The following is a 14,353-nucleotide window of genomic DNA, read 5'->3' on the forward strand; positions in this document are numbered from 1 at the left end:
CAAATTTCAAATCTGCCCAACGGGGTGCCCGGTTCACCTGGCGGTTTTTCGGGCAGGTGCAACCGGCTGGTTATGCGCTGGTCTTTAGTTCTTTGTATGAACAAAGTAGCCATCTTTTTGATAGAACACTTTACCGTCTGACTGACGAGTAAAGGTGTCTTCTCCAGGGGCGCAATGTGCAATACGGTGTCCATCACCTATGCCGTGTTGATGACGAGAACCGCAGAACGGGCAAAAGTCAGTTTCAGATTCTACTGTTTCGCGCCAAAGCACTATGTAATCTTTACCATTATGCTCTTCGGATTTTGGATTTAAGTATTTTGCCAGATAAGCAAAAACTTCATCTGCGCGACGGAACCACTCTTTGGTATGTTCAACTTTGTAAGCTTTTAGGTCTTTATGGATTTTATTTTCAAGTTCGTGGCCACCCTCGAACGTCATCATGATTTTCAATTTATTCGGATTGCCGCTTTGTAAGCTTGATTTTCTTTTTTCTGGTCTGAATGCAGTACCGATTTTTATGGGTTCGCTGGGGATTGTTTCAAGAACGTAGATCATTTGAAAGTCCTCGTGAATTATTCATTGATTCGCATAACTAGTTATTAGTAGGTTTCCCTATATAGTCCACAAATTACCTATATGAGGAAATTATGCCCAATATAAGGAATTGATGAAGTTCCTTATATCAGGAACATTTCCGAACACTTTTATTCCCTTACAACCCTTTCCACCAACTCCCTGTCCCCCCGTATCAACCCCCATTGCACTCGCCAGAGCTTCTGCACCGGGTCCCACTTCGCGCCAGCCCCTTTCAGCCGGTCTCGCAGTGCTTTCATTGTGAATGGCACCTGTACCAGGACGGTGTCCGTTTCCCTGATTCGCGGGACTCCTTTTCCTGGCCTTTCGTCTACGATGATCTCAGCCGTCTTGATTCGGATGTCCCTGATGGCGTCGTACCGGTAGCGAACGCACAGAAGGGTGTCTCCGAACTTCTCGACCAACCGCAGCGTTCCGTTTTCACCGGGCTTAAGGTGCTTGTGCGCCTTCATGTACTTCAGCATTCGAGGCCTCCGGGAACAGGATCAAGGCACTGTGTGGCAATCGTAATCACGTATATGCCGGATTATCCATTCCACGAGCTTATAGCACACTTTCTGATGAATAAGAATTTGCAAATTGTATGGAGCTTATATTGGGTGTACTTTAAGGGCATCTCGTGTCTGCTGTTTACTGCTGCAAATAAAAAAAGCCGCCCACGGCACATGCCGGGGCGGCTTTGGCTTTATACAAGCAACTGTCCCTTATGCGGCCTCCAGGACTTTCCCTTCTTTTCGGGCTATCTCGATGATCGCGCTGGAGTCATCGTCACGCCACTGCCGCGAGCCGCACGGTATCGGTTCAATTCTGCTGTCGACACGAGCTGCAATCCTCCACAGACGGTTGATCTCGCTCCTGTCTTTCATGTCATCAAACTGGGGCGATACTACCAGAAGATCTATATCGCTCCACTCGTCGGCCTGCCCTCGTGCCTGAGACCCGAAAATAACCGCCCGTTCAACCACAATACCCTGTGCAGAGAGCGCAGCCAGATACTTCCTTACTGATGTCAGAACTGATTGTTCAACCATTGCAGCACCTCGGCGATCTTTGCCATGTAATCGTCAGCTTCGGCAGGACTCGGAGGGGGCAGAAGCATTTCAGGATACCTGCCCTCGATGTTGAACTCGTTGACGTCGGCCAGCAGGTCGATCTGCTGGTCCGAGAGTTTCAGGCTGGCTATTTCGGAGAGCCGCACAAGGTTGTGAATTCGTGGCGCCAACTGCCCCGTGCTCCTGCAAACGTGCGCCTTCAGTGCCTTCTCCAGCGCCAGGTGTGCAATGAACAGGGCATGCCTGCTCTTCCCGTGGCCTATTAATTCCTGGGCCACGGCCCAGTCCTCGTCGGCTCCGTTTCGCCAGTAGCTGATCTGTTTGCCGATATCGATCATGGTGAAGCTTTTATCACAAAAGTACCAATGATGCAGCAAATACGTTTACTTCTTCAGTCACAGAAAAGCCGCCCACGGCAATGCCGGGGCGGCTTTTATTACACTATGAAACAGTTCCGGGTCAGCCCAGCTGCGCCTTCCCGTCCGCAACCATCAGCTCCGCTACAAGCCGGGTGAATTTGAGCGGGTCCTTGATGGGCGAGCCTTCGGTGAGGAGCGCCTGATCGTAGAGGAGCTCGCAGTAGTCATTGAGGCGCGGGTTCTTGCTGTCCTTCTCGTAGAGTCCGGTCAACACCTGCATGAGCGGGTGATCGGGGTTGAGCTCCAGGATGCGCTTCGACTCGGGGACCTCCTGGTTCATCGACTTCAGGAGCCGCTCCATGTTGGCGTTGAGCCCGTACTCGTCGGCCACGAGGCAGCAGGCGCTGTCGGTGAGGCGGCTTGAGAGGCGTACCTCCTTCACCTTCTCCTTCAGCTGGTCCTGGATCAGGTCCAGGACCCCTTTGTACTCCTTGGCCGCCTTCTCCCGCTTCTCCTCTTTCTCCTTCTTCTCCTCCTCGCTGTCGATCTCCAGATCGCCACGGTCTACCGCCTTCAGCTTCTTGCCGTCATACTCGCGCAGGCTCTGGGTGACCCATTCGTCGACGGGGTCGGTGAGGAAGAGGACCTCGAAGCCCTTCTTGCGGAAGACTTCCAGGTGGGGGGAATTTTCCACCGTCGCGCGGCTTGCACCGGTGATGAAGTAGATCTCTTTCTGCGCTTCGGGCATCCGCTCCACATATTCCTTGAGGCTCACGAACTTCCCCGCTTCCGTGGCGGTGCTCTCGAAGAGGATCAGCTCCTGGAGCTTCTCCTTGTTGGCGAAGTCGAAGTGGAGCCCCTCCTTCAGCACCGGGCCGAACTCCTGGTAGAACTTGAGGTATTGCTCGTTCTCCTTCTCCTTCATTTCCGCCAGGGTGCCGAGTACCTTGCCTACCAGGCTCTTCTCGATCCGCTTGATCTGGACATCTTCCTGGAGGATTTCGCGGGAAACGTTGAGGGGAAGGTCACTGGAGTCGACGACCCCCTTGATGAAGCGAAGATACTCGGGGATCAAGTGTTCGCAGCTGTCGGTGATAAAGACACGACGCACATAGAGCTGCACCCCTTTCTTACGGTCGGGGTAGAACATGTCGAAGGGGCGGTGTGCGGGGATGTAGAGGAGCGCCTTGAACTCGCTCACCCCTTCCGCAGAGTAGTGGATGGTCTTCAGCGGCTTGTCGTAGTCGTGGGAGATGTGCTTGTAGAACTCCTCGTACTCCTCTTCGGTGATCTCGCTCTTGGGGCGCGCCCAGATCGCCTTCATCGAGTTCAGGGTCTCCTCGACGGTCTTCTCGATGTCGCCGCCACCCTCGATGACTTTGCCGTCGACCCCCGTGGCCGGCTCCTTGCGGGTGATGTCCATGACGATCGGGTACTGGACGTAGTCAGAGTACTTCTTGACGATGGAGCGGATTCTCCACTCATCCAGGTACTCCTTCATCTCTTCTTTCAGGTGAAGGATCACGTCGGTGCCGCGGGTCTCCTTCTCGGCGTCCTCAATGCTGTAGCTCCCGTCGCCGGTGGATTCCCAGCGGCAGCCTGCCCCCTTGTCACCGGCCTTGCGGGTGATCATGGTAACCTTGTCGGCCACCATGAAGGAGGCGTAGAAGCCCACCCCGAACTGGCCTATAAGCTCCGGATTCTCCGCCAGGTTCTTCGCCTTGGCCGCCTCCATGAAGGCGCGGGTGCCGGAGCGGGCGATGGTGCCGATGTTCTCCACGACTTCGTCGATGTTCATCCCTATGCCGTTGTCGCGGATGGTGAGGGTGCCGGCTTCCTTATCTGGGATGAGCTTGATCTTCCAGTCGCTGTTCCCCTCCAGGAGCGCCTCGTTGGAGTGGGACTCGAACTTCACCTTGTCGATGGCGTCCGAGGCGTTTGATATCAGCTCGCGCAGGAAGATGTCCTTGTTGGAGTAGAGGGAATGGATCACGAGGTCGAGGAGCTGCTGTACCTCGGTCTCGAAGCGTTTGGTGCTTTTCGTCATTGCTGCGTTCTCTCCTTGTCAGGTTAATTGGCACATTCGATCACTGTAACCTAATCACTGCCGGCCCGTTTTGCAAGAGGGGAGGGGAATTTAATTCAGCATCGCGCCCGAATCACCGCTTTTTGTGGTTGAGAAGCCGGGAAAAGCTGATTTTCCCCATTTCTTGACACTCACTACCCCCTGTGCTATGTACATGCAGGCCATTGTGCCTGTAACAGCAGTAAACAAGCGGAGTTGCGATGCATACCCCCGACCTGAACCTCTTCCGTTCCCTCTGCGCGAAGGGAAACCTGATTCCCGTATACCGGGAGATCATGGCAGATATGGATACGCCGGTCAGCGCTTTCCGCAAGATCGACGACGGCCGCTACTCGTTCCTCCTGGAGAGCATCGAGGGGGGGGAGAAATGGGCCCGCTACTCGTTTCTCGGTGCGTCACCTTCCGTGGTCATCCGCTCCAAAGGGGAAAATATCGAAATCATCGAGGACGGTGTGGTGCGGCGTGTGGAAGGTGTGCGGGACCCCCTCGGTTTCGTCCGCGATTTCCTCTCCCGATTCCGGCCGGTGGAGCTTCCCGGCATCCCCCGTTTCTTTGGCGGCGCCGTCGGCTACGTCGGCTACGACATGGTCCGCCACTTCGAGGACCTGCCGGCGTCGACGCCGGCGGTGATCGGTGCCTACGACAGCTATTTCGTCATCACCGACACGATCCTCATCTTCGACAACGTCAGCCAGAAGATAAAGGTGGTCTCCAACGCTCACATGGAGGAGGGGAGTTCCCCGGAAGAGGCGTACGAAGAGGCCTGCAAGAAGGTGGACGCCATCATCGCCCGGCTGAAGACCCCGCTTCCCGCCCAGCAGGCGGTGCCGGCAACGGGGCATGTCTCATTCGCGCCGAACATGACGCGGGAAGCCTATGAGGGAGCGGTGGAGAAGGCGAAGGAGTACATCCGCGCCGGCGACATCTTCCAGATCGTCCTCTCCCAGCGTTTCACCGGCGACCTCACAGTGGAGCCCCTGGACATCTACCGGGTCCTGCGCACTCTCAATCCCTCCCCCTACATGTTCTTCCTGCGGCTGGACGACACCGTCGTCCTCGGCGCCTCCCCCGAAGTGATGGTCCGCCGGGAGGGGGGGCGTGTCGAGCTTCGCCCGATTGCGGGGACTCGGCCACGCGGCGCCACCCCAGAAGAGGATGCGGCATTCGAGCAGGAGATGCTGGAGGACCCGAAGGAGCGGGCCGAGCACGTCATGCTGGTGGACCTGGGCCGAAATGACCTGGGGCGGGTCTGCCGCACCGGGACCGTGCGCGTTTCGGAGCTGATGGTGGTGGAGCGGTACTCCCACGTCATGCACATCGTCTCCAACGTGCAGGGGGAGCTTGAGGAGGGGATGGACGCTTTCGACGTCGTGCGTGCCACCTTTCCTGCGGGGACCCTGTCGGGAGCACCCAAAGTGCGCGCGATGGAGATCATCGACGAACTGGAACCGGAGCGTCGGGAGATCTACGGCGGCGCAGTAGGTTACTTCTCCTTCTCCGGCAACATGGACCTTGCTATCGCCATCCGGACCCTTGTCATCAAGGACGGAAAGGTGCACCTCCAGGCAGGGGCCGGCATAGTGGCGGATTCTGTGCCCGCTGCGGAGTACCAGGAGACGGTGAACAAGGCGATGGCGGTCATGAAAGCCATCGAGACCGCAGAACGGGGATTGGTGTAGGGCTGCGGCTTTCACGCCGTCTTGCCGCCGTCCTCGTCGCTCCCTTGTGCGGCGTAGCGCTGCTACGCCTCCGTGGTCGCTTCTGCGGGTGCGACAATTCGGCGCAAAATCCGCAGCCCCGGCATTATCTGCTATATGGTTGCTGAAAACGAAGTTTCAGCGCAGCTAAAAGCAGCCATCTCCCCGCCGTCCTCGCAAGCTCCTGTGTGCGGCGTAGCGCTGTTTATGCCCCAGAGGGTACTACGCCTCCGTGGGGCTTGCTGCGGGTGCGAGGATCTGACTGCTTTTGAGCAACCAGATGTATCAGAGATCCCGCTAGGGCACTGGGATTAGGCTGAAATTTTTAACCGAACGGCTTCGAGATTTGCGACAGATCGTTGCACCCGGAGTCGGGCTTGCGGAGGCGTGGCAGCGCCACGCCGCACAAGGAGCCCGACGAGGACGGCGGCGAGATGACGCGAAGATCGGAGCCGCTACAGGACAATCCATGCTTTTGATGATCGATAACTATGACTCCTTCACCTACAACCTCGTTCAGTATTTCGGCGAACTTGGGGAAGAGGTGGCGGTGTATCGAAACGACAGGATAACCCTTTCGGAGATAGAGCAGCTATCCCCGCAGCGGATCGTGGTCTCCCCCGGCCCCTGCTCACCCAACGAAGCGGGGATATCTCTTCCCCTCATTCGCCACTTCGCGGGAAAGATCCCCATTCTCGGCGTCTGCCTCGGCCATCAGTCCATCGGGGCAGCCTTCGGCGGGCGGGTCGTGCGCAGCGATTTTCTCATGCACGGGAAGACCTCCCTTATCCATCACGATGGAAGCGGGCTCTTCGAGGGTCTTCCGAACCCCTTCGAAGCAACACGTTACCATTCCCTTGTCGTGGAAAAGACCCGCCTTCCTGAATGCCTTAAGATGACGGCCTGGGTTGAGGAGGGGGAGATCATGGGGCTCGAGCATCGGGAATTCCCCGTGTGGGGGGTACAGTTTCACCCCGAATCCATTCTGACGGTCCAGGGGAAGGATATTCTTGCCAATTTTCTCCGCATGAGTGCCAGGTAACTTAGGCCGCTGAATGATGGAAGGGGATAAGCCATGATCAAGCAGGCAATAGCAAAGGTAGTCGAGAGGATCGATCTTCCCGAAACCGAAATGATCGAAGTGATGGATCAGGTCATGTCGGGTGAGGCGACTCCGGCGCAGGTGGCTTCCTTCATAACCGCTCTGCGGATGAAGGGGGAGACGGTGGAGGAGATCGCCGGGGCGGCGCGGGTGATGCGCGACCGGGTGACCCGCATCAGGGTCGGCAGGGACGTCCTCGACCTTGACCGGGACGACATCAACCTCGACCGGGAGACGATCCTGGATACCTGCGGCACCGGAGGGAGCGGCACCAATTCCTTCAATATCTCGACCACCGTCGCTTTCGTCGTCTCCGCATGCGGCGTAAAGGTGGCTAAGCACGGCAACCGCTCCGTATCTTCCGCGTGCGGCAGTGCCGACGTGCTGGAATCCCTCGGCGTAAATCTCGACATTACCCCGGAAGCCGTGGAGAGCTGCATCAACCGGATCGGCATCGGATTCCTCTTCGCTCCCGCCCTTCATGGAGCGATGAAGCATGCCATCGGCCCCCGCAAGGAGATCGGCATCCGGACCATCTTCAACATCCTCGGCCCACTCACCAATCCCGCCGGCGCCGACTGCCAGGTGCTTGGGGTCTACCGGGAGGACCTGGCGGAAAAGCTTGCTCATGTGCTGCGAAAGCTCGGATGCAAGCGGGGGTTCATCGTTCACGGCCTTGACGGCATGGACGAAATCACCCTCACCACCGAGACCAGGATTGCCGAAGTATCTCCTGCCGGTGTGACCGTGGGTATCGTGAAGCCGGAGGATTTCGGAATGCGGCGCTGTTCGATGATGGAACTGCGGGGCGGCAATGCGGCCGACAACGCCGTGATCGTACGTGAGATACTGTCGGGTGGGAAGGGGCCGAAGCGGGACATCGTGCTCCTCAACGCCGCCTATGCCCTCACGGCAGCCGGGAAGGTGCTGACACCGGGGGAAGGCCTGCAAGTGGCAATGGACTCCATAGACTCCGGACGCGCCCTGCTGCAGCTGGAAAAACTTGTGGAGATGACAAACCTATAGAAAGAGGTCGAGGCTGAGGTTAAGGTTAAGGAACTCTGTGTTTCTCAGCCTTAACCTTAACCTCAACCTGCCTTGAACCTATGACCTCTACCCCCGACATTCTGCAAAAAATCATCGAGCACAAGCGGGGCGAAGTTGCCGCTGCCAAGGCCGCGACCCCCCTTTCGGAACTGCAGTCTCGTATAGCCGATCTGGAAGATCAGCCCCGCGGATTCGAGCGGGCGCTTCGCGATGCTGCAGATTCCGGCTGGACGGCTGTCATAGCCGAGGTGAAAAAGGGTTCTCCGAGCAAGGGGGTCATCCGGCCCGATTTCGATCCGCTGGAGATTGCGGAGACGTACGAAACGAACGGAGCAACCTGTCTTTCGGTTCTCACCGACGAACACTTCTTTCTCGGCAGCCTCCGATACCTCCCCCTCATTCGTGAGTCGATACGCCTGCCTCTTCTGCGCAAGGACTTCATCTACGATCCGTACCAGATCTTCGAAGCGAGGGCGTTCGGCGCCGATGCGATCCTTCTGATCGCCGCCATGCTAGATCTCGATCAGTTGCGGGATTTTGCGGCACAGGCGGAGGAACTGGGGCTCGACGTGCTTCTCGAAGTACACGACGAGCGGGAGATGGAGGCGGCACTGGCCACCTCCTGCCAACTGATCGGCGTCAACAACCGGAACCTGCGCACCTTCGTCACCGATCTGGAAACGACGGCGCGGCTTGCGAAGATGCTGCCCGCCGGCAGGCTGCTGGTGGCGGAGAGCGGGATAAATGCCAGAGCCGATATCGTCAGGCTTCAGCAGGCGGGAGCACAGGCGTTTCTGGTTGGCGAGTCTCTTATGCGTGAAGCCGATATAGGCGCAAAGCTGCGTGAGCTGATCGGCTGAGATGAAGATTTTCCCGGAAAAAGCTATTCCTGCCCGGGTGGAAGTTGCGGCTCTCCTCGTCATAATGGCGCTTGCCGTGGCGATGCGGCTGACATTCCTTCACGAGCCGTTCGAGCGGGACGAGGGATTCTTTGCCTATCAGGCGCAGGAGCTGCTGCGAGGCGCCATTCCCTACAAGGAAATCATCGACAACAAGCCTCCGGGCATAATGTACCTGTATGCCCTGGTGATAGGGCTCTTCTCCATCGATAACTCGGAAGGCATCAGGATATTCACCGCTTTCTATGCCGTGGGAACGCTTCTCGCCGTTTACTGGCTTGCCCGCCGCCTCGCCGGATATGGGGCCGGGTTGCTCGCGGGCCTGTTTTACGCACTCTTTTCCAGCGGTCCACTGATACAGGGGAGCAGCAGCAATGGCGAGACCTTCCTCGTGCTCCCCCTGATGCTGAGCGCCTGTTTTTTCGTGGCCTGGCTGGAAAGCTCCAGGCGAACCCACCTCCTTGTCAGCGGCCTCTTCGCAGGGTGCGCCATGTTTATAAAGACCGTGGCCTTGCCTGTTGTCGCCCTGATGCTCTGCTTTATCCTGTATGCGCAGATCCGTCCGACCCACGGCCGCCGGGGAGGGGCGTTATCACGAGCCATCGGCGCAATCGGGGACTTGGCCGCTTTCGGACTGTTTCCCATCCTGCTATATGGGGCGTTCGCCCTCTTTCTTGTGCGGCATGATGCGTTGCAGGATGCGGTCTACTGGAACTTCACGGCTGTCCGCAGTTATGGCGAAACCCCGCTCAGCCTTTTTTATGTAATAATGAAGAGGGGATTTGCCGAAGTCTACCGCGAGCATCTTTTCCTCTACCTGCTCGCCCTGCCGGCGAGTCTCCGGATGATCGTCAGGGGGGAGGATAGGAGCAGGGTTTTCGCCGCGCTGCTTCTGCCTGCGGCTCTCATGGGCGTGTGTATGCCGGGGAAGTTCTTTCCCCACTATTTCATCCAGCTGATACCTCCCCTCGCGCTTCTGGCAGGGGTGGGTGGTGCGGTTCTGTGGGAGCGGAAAGGCAGGCTGCTTTATGCCGCAGCCCCGGTTCTTGCGGCAGCCCTGGCGCTGTGGGCTTACGTCGACTACGAATATTACTTCGTCCTGACGCCGGATGAGGTCTGTCTGAAGAAGTATGAGACGTCGGGACCCGATTTCGTTGCCGCTCCGGCTGTTGCCGCCCATATAAAAGCCTCTTCGCGGCCCGGTGATTATACCTATCAATGGACATTCGAACCTCAGGTCTATTTCCTGTCCGGGCTACGGGCTCCGAACCCGTACTACTCCTTCATGATGATCCCTTCGACTCCCGATCCCGAAGGAGCGCTTTACAGGATAAACCGGTCTCTCTGGATGGCGAAGCCTCACCATATTGTGGTGAGCGAACGGGGCAGGGGGGCTTACGGGTGGGAAATCATGGAAAACATTCTGTCCAGGCGTTATCTGCTCGAACGGAAGATCGGCAGTTACAGCATATACCGGTTGAAGTCGTAGGTTTCCACCATGCGATGCCTCTAACCATGCGGACATAACGATGACAAGAGTCAAAATCTGCGGGATAACAAACCTGGATGATGCACTGATGGCGGTTCAAGCCGGGGCGGACGCACTGGGCTTCGTGTTCCACAAGCGCTCTCCGCGCTGCATCACGCCGGAAGCGGCTGCCGCCGTCATCAGGGAGATTCCGCCCTTCGTGCAGACCGTCGGGCTCTTTGTGAACGAAGAGGTCGAATACGTCAACGAGACCTCCGATCTCTGCCGGCTCGACCTCGTCCAGTTGCACGGGGACGAGGCGCCCGGCTATTGCGGCCTGGTCCGGCGGCGGGTGATCAAGGCATTCCGGGTCAAGGACATGGAGAGCCTGGGGCCGATCGGCAATTACCGGGTCACGGGGTATCTCCTCGATGCGTTTTCTCCCAAGGCTTACGGCGGGACCGGGGTTGCCTTCAACTGGGAAATAGCCAAGGTTGCCAGAGAGCAGTTTTCTCCGATTATCCTGGCGGGAGGGCTCACGCCGGAGAACGTGGCTCAGGCCGTTAAAGCGGTAGATCCCTTTGCGGTGGACGTATCGAGTGGGGTGGAGTCTCTTCCGGGCAGGAAGGACCGAGACAAGGTCGCAAGCTTCATCCGGCTCGCTAAAGGACGGAAATGAGATATTTTACGATACTGCTCCTGCTGCATGGCTTCAGGGGCGGGACGGAGGGGTTATGAAGTTACCTGACAGGAAAGGGCACTTCGGGCAGTTCGGAGGCAGATACGTGCCGGAAACTTTGATGCCGGCTCTTCTCGAACTGGAACAGGCCTACAGCAGGTACCGGAACGACCGCGATTTCCGGAAGGAGTTCACCTACTACCTGCGCCAGTATGTCGGCAGACCGAACCCTCTCTATTTCGCCGAGAAGCTGACAAAGCGCCTCGGGGGCGCCAGGATTTACCTGAAGCGTGAGGACCTGAATCATACGGGCGCCCACAAGGTCAACAACACCATCGGACAGGGCCTTCTCGCGAAACGGATGGGGAAGAAGCGGGTGATCGCCGAAACCGGGGCGGGCCAGCATGGGGTCGCGACGGCGACCATCGCCGCGCTGATGGGGATGGAGTGCGAAGTGTTCATGGGGGAGGAGGATATCCGCCGCCAGTCCCTCAACGTGTTTCGCATGCGCCTGCTCGGGGCGACCGTAACGCCGGTCACCGCCGGGACCGCTACGCTGAAGGATGCCATGAACGAGGCGCTCCGAAACTGGGTGACCCATGTCCATTCGACCTTCTACGTCATAGGTACGGTTGCGGGTCCGCACCCCTATCCCCAAATGGTGCGGGATTTCCAGGCGGTGATAGGCAGAGAAGCGAAAGCACAGCACCGCAAGGTCGAGGGGCGGCTGCCCGACTACCTGGTCGCTGCGGTGGGAGGTGGGAGTAACGCCCTCGGACTTTTCTACCCCTTCTACGATGACAGCAGCGTTCAGATGGTCGGAGTGGAGGCGGCCGGTCACGGGATTGCCAGCGGGCAGCATGCCGCCCCCCTCTGTGCGGGAACCGTCGGCGTCCTTCACGGAAACAAGACTTACCTCCTCCAGGACGAACACGGGCAGATCGCTCATGCGCACTCCATTTCCGCAGGACTCGATTACCCCGGGGTCGGGCCTGAGCATGCGTGGCTTAAGGACAGCGGCCGCGCCACCTATGTTTCGGTCACCGACGACGAAGCCATGGAAGCATTCCAGATACTGACCCGCGAAGAAGGTATTCTTCCTGCCCTCGAATCCTCCCATGCCATTGCTCAAGTCATTAAAATGGCTCCTACTCTCTCCCCCGACAAGACGATCATCGTGTGTCTCTCCGGTCGCGGCGACAAAGATATCCACACTGTCGCAAGTGTCATGGGAGTGACACTTTAAGCATCGTTTTTTCCTAATGAATTCAGGTAACTGGCTGATTCATAATCAAAAAATTTTAAAAAGCTGTTGACAGTGCGGAGGTGGTTCAGGTATAAAACCACCTCCTGCTGTCAAAAAGCAGACGCGAAGGAGCCCGAAAAGGTTCCTTTTGCCGTCTCTGGGATTAATCTCAATGAGACTTGCAAAGCCCGATTTATTAGATACTCTTTAGGCGTACTAATCCAGGCGAGTGCTGCCGGGTATTTGAATGAAAGGAGGTTCCAGCCGGAAGCGATGAACGGGCTACGTCACCAACGTAGGTCCCATCCGGCAAAGCCGAAAACACCGACAAAAAAACCAACTATGAAAAAAACTACAATTCTAATGGTATCTATGGCAGCAGTGTTTCTGTTCACCGCATCGTGTGACAGATCTCACCTGCAGCAGGCGCAGGTTCCGGTACAACCGGGAGACTCCGAACTCGACCGGGAGATCCGGAGGGTGATGGAAAAGGGGATCAATCTCGAGGAGCGAAAGAAGCAGGTGCCGGCTATTGCCGCCGCTTTCTCCAAAAAGACGGACCCACAGCGGGCCCGCTGGCTGGCGGCGCTCTGCTACCTGAAGACTTTGGGGACACCCTTCATGCCGATGGACATGGCCGAGATCGCCCTTGCGGAAACGGGTGAGCATGGCCTCTCGGGGAAGGCTGTCTCAGTAAAGGGCGCGGCCGGAGTATGGCAGCTCATGCCGTTCCGGGCCAAGACCCACGGCTATTCGCGGAAGGACCTTGAGGATGACGAGAAGTGCGCGGAAGCCGCGGTTCGGGAACTCCTCACAAAGGTGGCGATGGCTAAGGGGGATCTGGTGAAAGCCAAGAAGCTGTACTGCGGCGTCGGCCCACAGGCGGATGCCTACGAAGTGCGGCGGAGGCAGTTCAGGAAACAGATCCTCGAAGAGATGGCGAAGCTTTCAAAAAAGAAAGAGGCTCAAAGCACCATAGCCCAGGCGCTCTGACACAAAATCTCTCATATCACACAGACAGGCGGCTCTCCTCCAAGGGGCCGCCTGTTTCATTTCCTGGACGGAATTCGATCAGAAGCGGTAGTCAATTTTAACCGAGACGAGGTGCGATTCCGATTCCGGCTGAAACGCCGCCGTGTCAACGACGGCCACACCGCTCTGCTGGGGCGTGATGGGATTGACGCGAACGGGGCGGGACCGATCGAACTTGAGGGCTTCGTACCCGAGGCTGATCGACCAGGAGCCCGATTCCACTCCCGCCTCGGCAAACGGAGCAGGCCGTCCCTTCGGTCTCGTTACCACATCGTCGAATCCCGAGGCGTTCAGGTTGACGTGATTGCGAGTATAGAAGGGGACCGTGACCCCGGCTTTCACGGAGAAGGTCGCTGTAGCGGTGTCAAGCTTCGCACTGCCTCCGAGCCGTCCATAGAGCATGTTCCAGTCTTCACTGGACCTGGTGCGAATCCAGAACTTATGGCCTGCTCCAGCCAGGGGGGCTACGGTCAGGCCACCCGCCATGGGGAGATCGAAGGCGGCATCCAGTTCCGTACGCGTGCCGAGGTAGATGGTGTCGGTATGGATCGGCCTGGTATTGGTCACATCGTGTCCGTCGTAATCGACGCTTCCTCCCCAGACCTCGAAGGTCTCGCGGAGGTTGAACACGGCGGCGATGGAATGACTATGGGTTACCCCGACGGAGGTTATGAGCCCTTTCTCGTTGACGAAGTCGTTCCCGTCTATCTTCTCGTTCCAGGTGAAATACCCCGGCTTCACGTAAACCCTGGTTTCACCCGCCGCTGCATTTCCGCGGATGAATGCTACCGCCATGATTCCTGCCAATACCATTGCCGATATCTTCAAGCTCTTCATATCTTCTCCCAGTGCCGCCACGACATTGCCAGACTCGGGCAGACACCTTCCTTATCGGCGAGGGGAGAATATACTGAAGCCATCCATTGATAATTTTGGGACCACTAATCTTCTTTGTTTTCAATAAGTTGAGTTAAATGTGCTCCGCCTGTCCTTTCACTGCTTCATCCCCTGTGGCCGGACTTGCGGAAGCAGCCTGCGTTGCGTCACGGTGGAAGAGTGTGCTAAGGTATCGCGTTCTTTACCACAGCC

Annotated in this window: 14 protein-coding genes; 8 read left to right on the forward strand and 6 right to left on the reverse strand. The window is 57.6% G+C overall.

What is annotated here, in order from left to right:
* Nucleotides 1-84: 84 nt before the first annotated feature.
* The 5 genes from CFB04_RS00110 to htpG all read right to left on the reverse strand — a co-directional run bounded on the left by CFB04_RS00110 (nucleotide 85) and on the right by htpG (nucleotide 4,055).
* Entirely contained in the window at nucleotides 85-558 is a 474-nt protein-coding gene (locus CFB04_RS00110) for a GIY-YIG nuclease family protein (protein ID WP_088533368.1), read from the reverse strand.
* A gap of 149 nt (nucleotides 559-707) precedes the next feature.
* The gene (locus CFB04_RS00115; RefSeq protein ID WP_088533369.1) at nucleotides 708-1,061 is read right to left on the reverse strand and encodes a hypothetical protein; all 354 of its coding nucleotides are present in this window, start codon (nucleotides 1,059-1,061) and stop codon (nucleotides 708-710) included.
* A gap of 240 nt (nucleotides 1,062-1,301) precedes the next feature.
* Complete coding sequence (locus tag CFB04_RS00120; RefSeq protein ID WP_088533370.1) at nucleotides 1,302-1,628, reverse strand: nucleotidyltransferase domain-containing protein; 327 nt, start codon at nucleotides 1,626-1,628, stop codon at nucleotides 1,302-1,304.
* Entirely contained in the window at nucleotides 1,607-1,987 is a 381-nt protein-coding gene (locus tag CFB04_RS00125) for a HEPN domain-containing protein (protein ID WP_088533371.1), read from the reverse strand. The genes CFB04_RS00120 and CFB04_RS00125 overlap by 22 nt, the downstream gene beginning before the upstream one ends.
* 121 nt (nucleotides 1,988-2,108) lie before the next feature.
* Nucleotides 2,109-4,055, reverse strand: coding sequence for a molecular chaperone HtpG (gene htpG / locus CFB04_RS00130; RefSeq protein ID WP_088533372.1), 1,947 nt, complete (start codon nucleotides 4,053-4,055; stop codon nucleotides 2,109-2,111).
* A 239-nt stretch (nucleotides 4,056-4,294) separates the two neighbouring features.
* Here htpG and trpE point away from each other — a divergent pair, with 239 nt between their 5' ends.
* The 8 genes from trpE to CFB04_RS00170 all read left to right on the forward strand — a co-directional run bounded on the left by trpE (nucleotide 4,295) and on the right by CFB04_RS00170 (nucleotide 13,225).
* Nucleotides 4,295-5,773 carry an anthranilate synthase component I gene (gene trpE / locus CFB04_RS00135; RefSeq protein ID WP_088533373.1) on the forward strand — a complete coding sequence of 493 codons (1,479 nt, stop codon included), beginning with the start codon at nucleotides 4,295-4,297 and terminating at the stop codon, nucleotides 5,771-5,773.
* Between the two features lie 487 nt (nucleotides 5,774-6,260).
* On the forward strand, nucleotides 6,261-6,833 hold the full coding sequence (locus tag CFB04_RS00140) for an aminodeoxychorismate/anthranilate synthase component II (protein WP_088533374.1): 573 nt from the start codon (nucleotides 6,261-6,263) through the stop codon (nucleotides 6,831-6,833).
* Between the two features lie 33 nt (nucleotides 6,834-6,866).
* Nucleotides 6,867-7,919, forward strand: coding sequence for an anthranilate phosphoribosyltransferase (trpD, locus tag CFB04_RS00145; protein WP_088533375.1), 1,053 nt, complete (start codon nucleotides 6,867-6,869; stop codon nucleotides 7,917-7,919).
* An 80-nt stretch (nucleotides 7,920-7,999) separates the two neighbouring features.
* Nucleotides 8,000-8,800 (forward strand): indole-3-glycerol phosphate synthase TrpC, encoded by an 801-nt coding sequence (gene trpC / locus CFB04_RS00150; RefSeq protein ID WP_088533376.1) that lies wholly within the window; start codon nucleotides 8,000-8,002, stop codon nucleotides 8,798-8,800.
* A 1-nt stretch (nucleotide 8,801) separates the two neighbouring features.
* Complete coding sequence (locus CFB04_RS00155; RefSeq protein WP_088533377.1) at nucleotides 8,802-10,328, forward strand: glycosyltransferase family 39 protein; 1,527 nt, start codon at nucleotides 8,802-8,804, stop codon at nucleotides 10,326-10,328.
* A 40-nt stretch (nucleotides 10,329-10,368) separates the two neighbouring features.
* Entirely contained in the window at nucleotides 10,369-10,986 is a 618-nt protein-coding gene (locus CFB04_RS00160; RefSeq protein WP_088533378.1) for a phosphoribosylanthranilate isomerase, read from the forward strand.
* Between the two features lie 55 nt (nucleotides 10,987-11,041).
* Complete coding sequence (gene trpB / locus CFB04_RS00165; protein WP_088533379.1) at nucleotides 11,042-12,232, forward strand: tryptophan synthase subunit beta; 1,191 nt, start codon at nucleotides 11,042-11,044, stop codon at nucleotides 12,230-12,232.
* Between the two features lie 342 nt (nucleotides 12,233-12,574).
* Entirely contained in the window at nucleotides 12,575-13,225 is a 651-nt protein-coding gene (locus CFB04_RS00170) for a transglycosylase SLT domain-containing protein (RefSeq protein WP_088533380.1), read from the forward strand.
* A 78-nt stretch (nucleotides 13,226-13,303) separates the two neighbouring features.
* On the opposite strand, the gene CFB04_RS00175 is transcribed toward CFB04_RS00170, so the two are convergent.
* Nucleotides 13,304-14,101 (reverse strand): hypothetical protein, encoded by a 798-nt coding sequence (locus tag CFB04_RS00175; RefSeq protein ID WP_157698678.1) that lies wholly within the window; start codon nucleotides 14,099-14,101, stop codon nucleotides 13,304-13,306.
* Nucleotides 14,102-14,353 lie beyond the last annotated feature (252 nt).

The sequence above is a fragment of the Geobacter sp. DSM 9736 genome, assembly GCF_900187405.1.
Classification (GTDB): Bacteria; Desulfobacterota; Desulfuromonadia; order Geobacterales; family Geobacteraceae; genus DSM-9736.

What these genes read in the sequence shown, in the direction of transcription:
- CFB04_RS00115 (WP_088533369.1), bottom strand. Translation starts at nt 1,061, where the DNA reads ATGCTGAAGTACATGAAGGCGCACAAGCACCTTAAGCCCGGTGAAAAC.
- CFB04_RS00140 (WP_088533374.1), top strand. Translation starts at nt 6,261, where the DNA reads ATGCTTTTGATGATCGATAACTATGACTCCTTCACCTACAACCTCGTT.
- trpB (WP_088533379.1), top strand. Translation starts at nt 11,042, where the DNA reads ATGAAGTTACCTGACAGGAAAGGGCACTTCGGGCAGTTCGGAGGCAGA.
- trpE (WP_088533373.1), top strand. Translation starts at nt 4,295, where the DNA reads ATGCATACCCCCGACCTGAACCTCTTCCGTTCCCTCTGCGCGAAGGGA.
- CFB04_RS00125 (WP_088533371.1), bottom strand. Translation starts at nt 1,987, where the DNA reads ATGATCGATATCGGCAAACAGATCAGCTACTGGCGAAACGGAGCCGAC.
- htpG (WP_088533372.1), bottom strand. Translation starts at nt 4,055, where the DNA reads ATGACGAAAAGCACCAAACGCTTCGAGACCGAGGTACAGCAGCTCCTC.
- trpC (WP_088533376.1), top strand. Translation starts at nt 8,000, where the DNA reads ATGACCTCTACCCCCGACATTCTGCAAAAAATCATCGAGCACAAGCGG.
- CFB04_RS00175 (WP_157698678.1), bottom strand. Translation starts at nt 14,101, where the DNA reads ATGAAGAGCTTGAAGATATCGGCAATGGTATTGGCAGGAATCATGGCG.
- CFB04_RS00155 (WP_088533377.1), top strand. Translation starts at nt 8,802, where the DNA reads ATGAAGATTTTCCCGGAAAAAGCTATTCCTGCCCGGGTGGAAGTTGCG.
- CFB04_RS00120 (WP_088533370.1), bottom strand. Translation starts at nt 1,628, where the DNA reads ATGGTTGAACAATCAGTTCTGACATCAGTAAGGAAGTATCTGGCTGCG.
- trpD (WP_088533375.1), top strand. Translation starts at nt 6,867, where the DNA reads ATGATCAAGCAGGCAATAGCAAAGGTAGTCGAGAGGATCGATCTTCCC.
- CFB04_RS00170 (WP_088533380.1), top strand. Translation starts at nt 12,575, where the DNA reads ATGAAAAAAACTACAATTCTAATGGTATCTATGGCAGCAGTGTTTCTG.
- CFB04_RS00160 (WP_088533378.1), top strand. Translation starts at nt 10,369, where the DNA reads ATGACAAGAGTCAAAATCTGCGGGATAACAAACCTGGATGATGCACTG.
- CFB04_RS00110 (WP_088533368.1), bottom strand. Translation starts at nt 558, where the DNA reads ATGATCTACGTTCTTGAAACAATCCCCAGCGAACCCATAAAAATCGGT.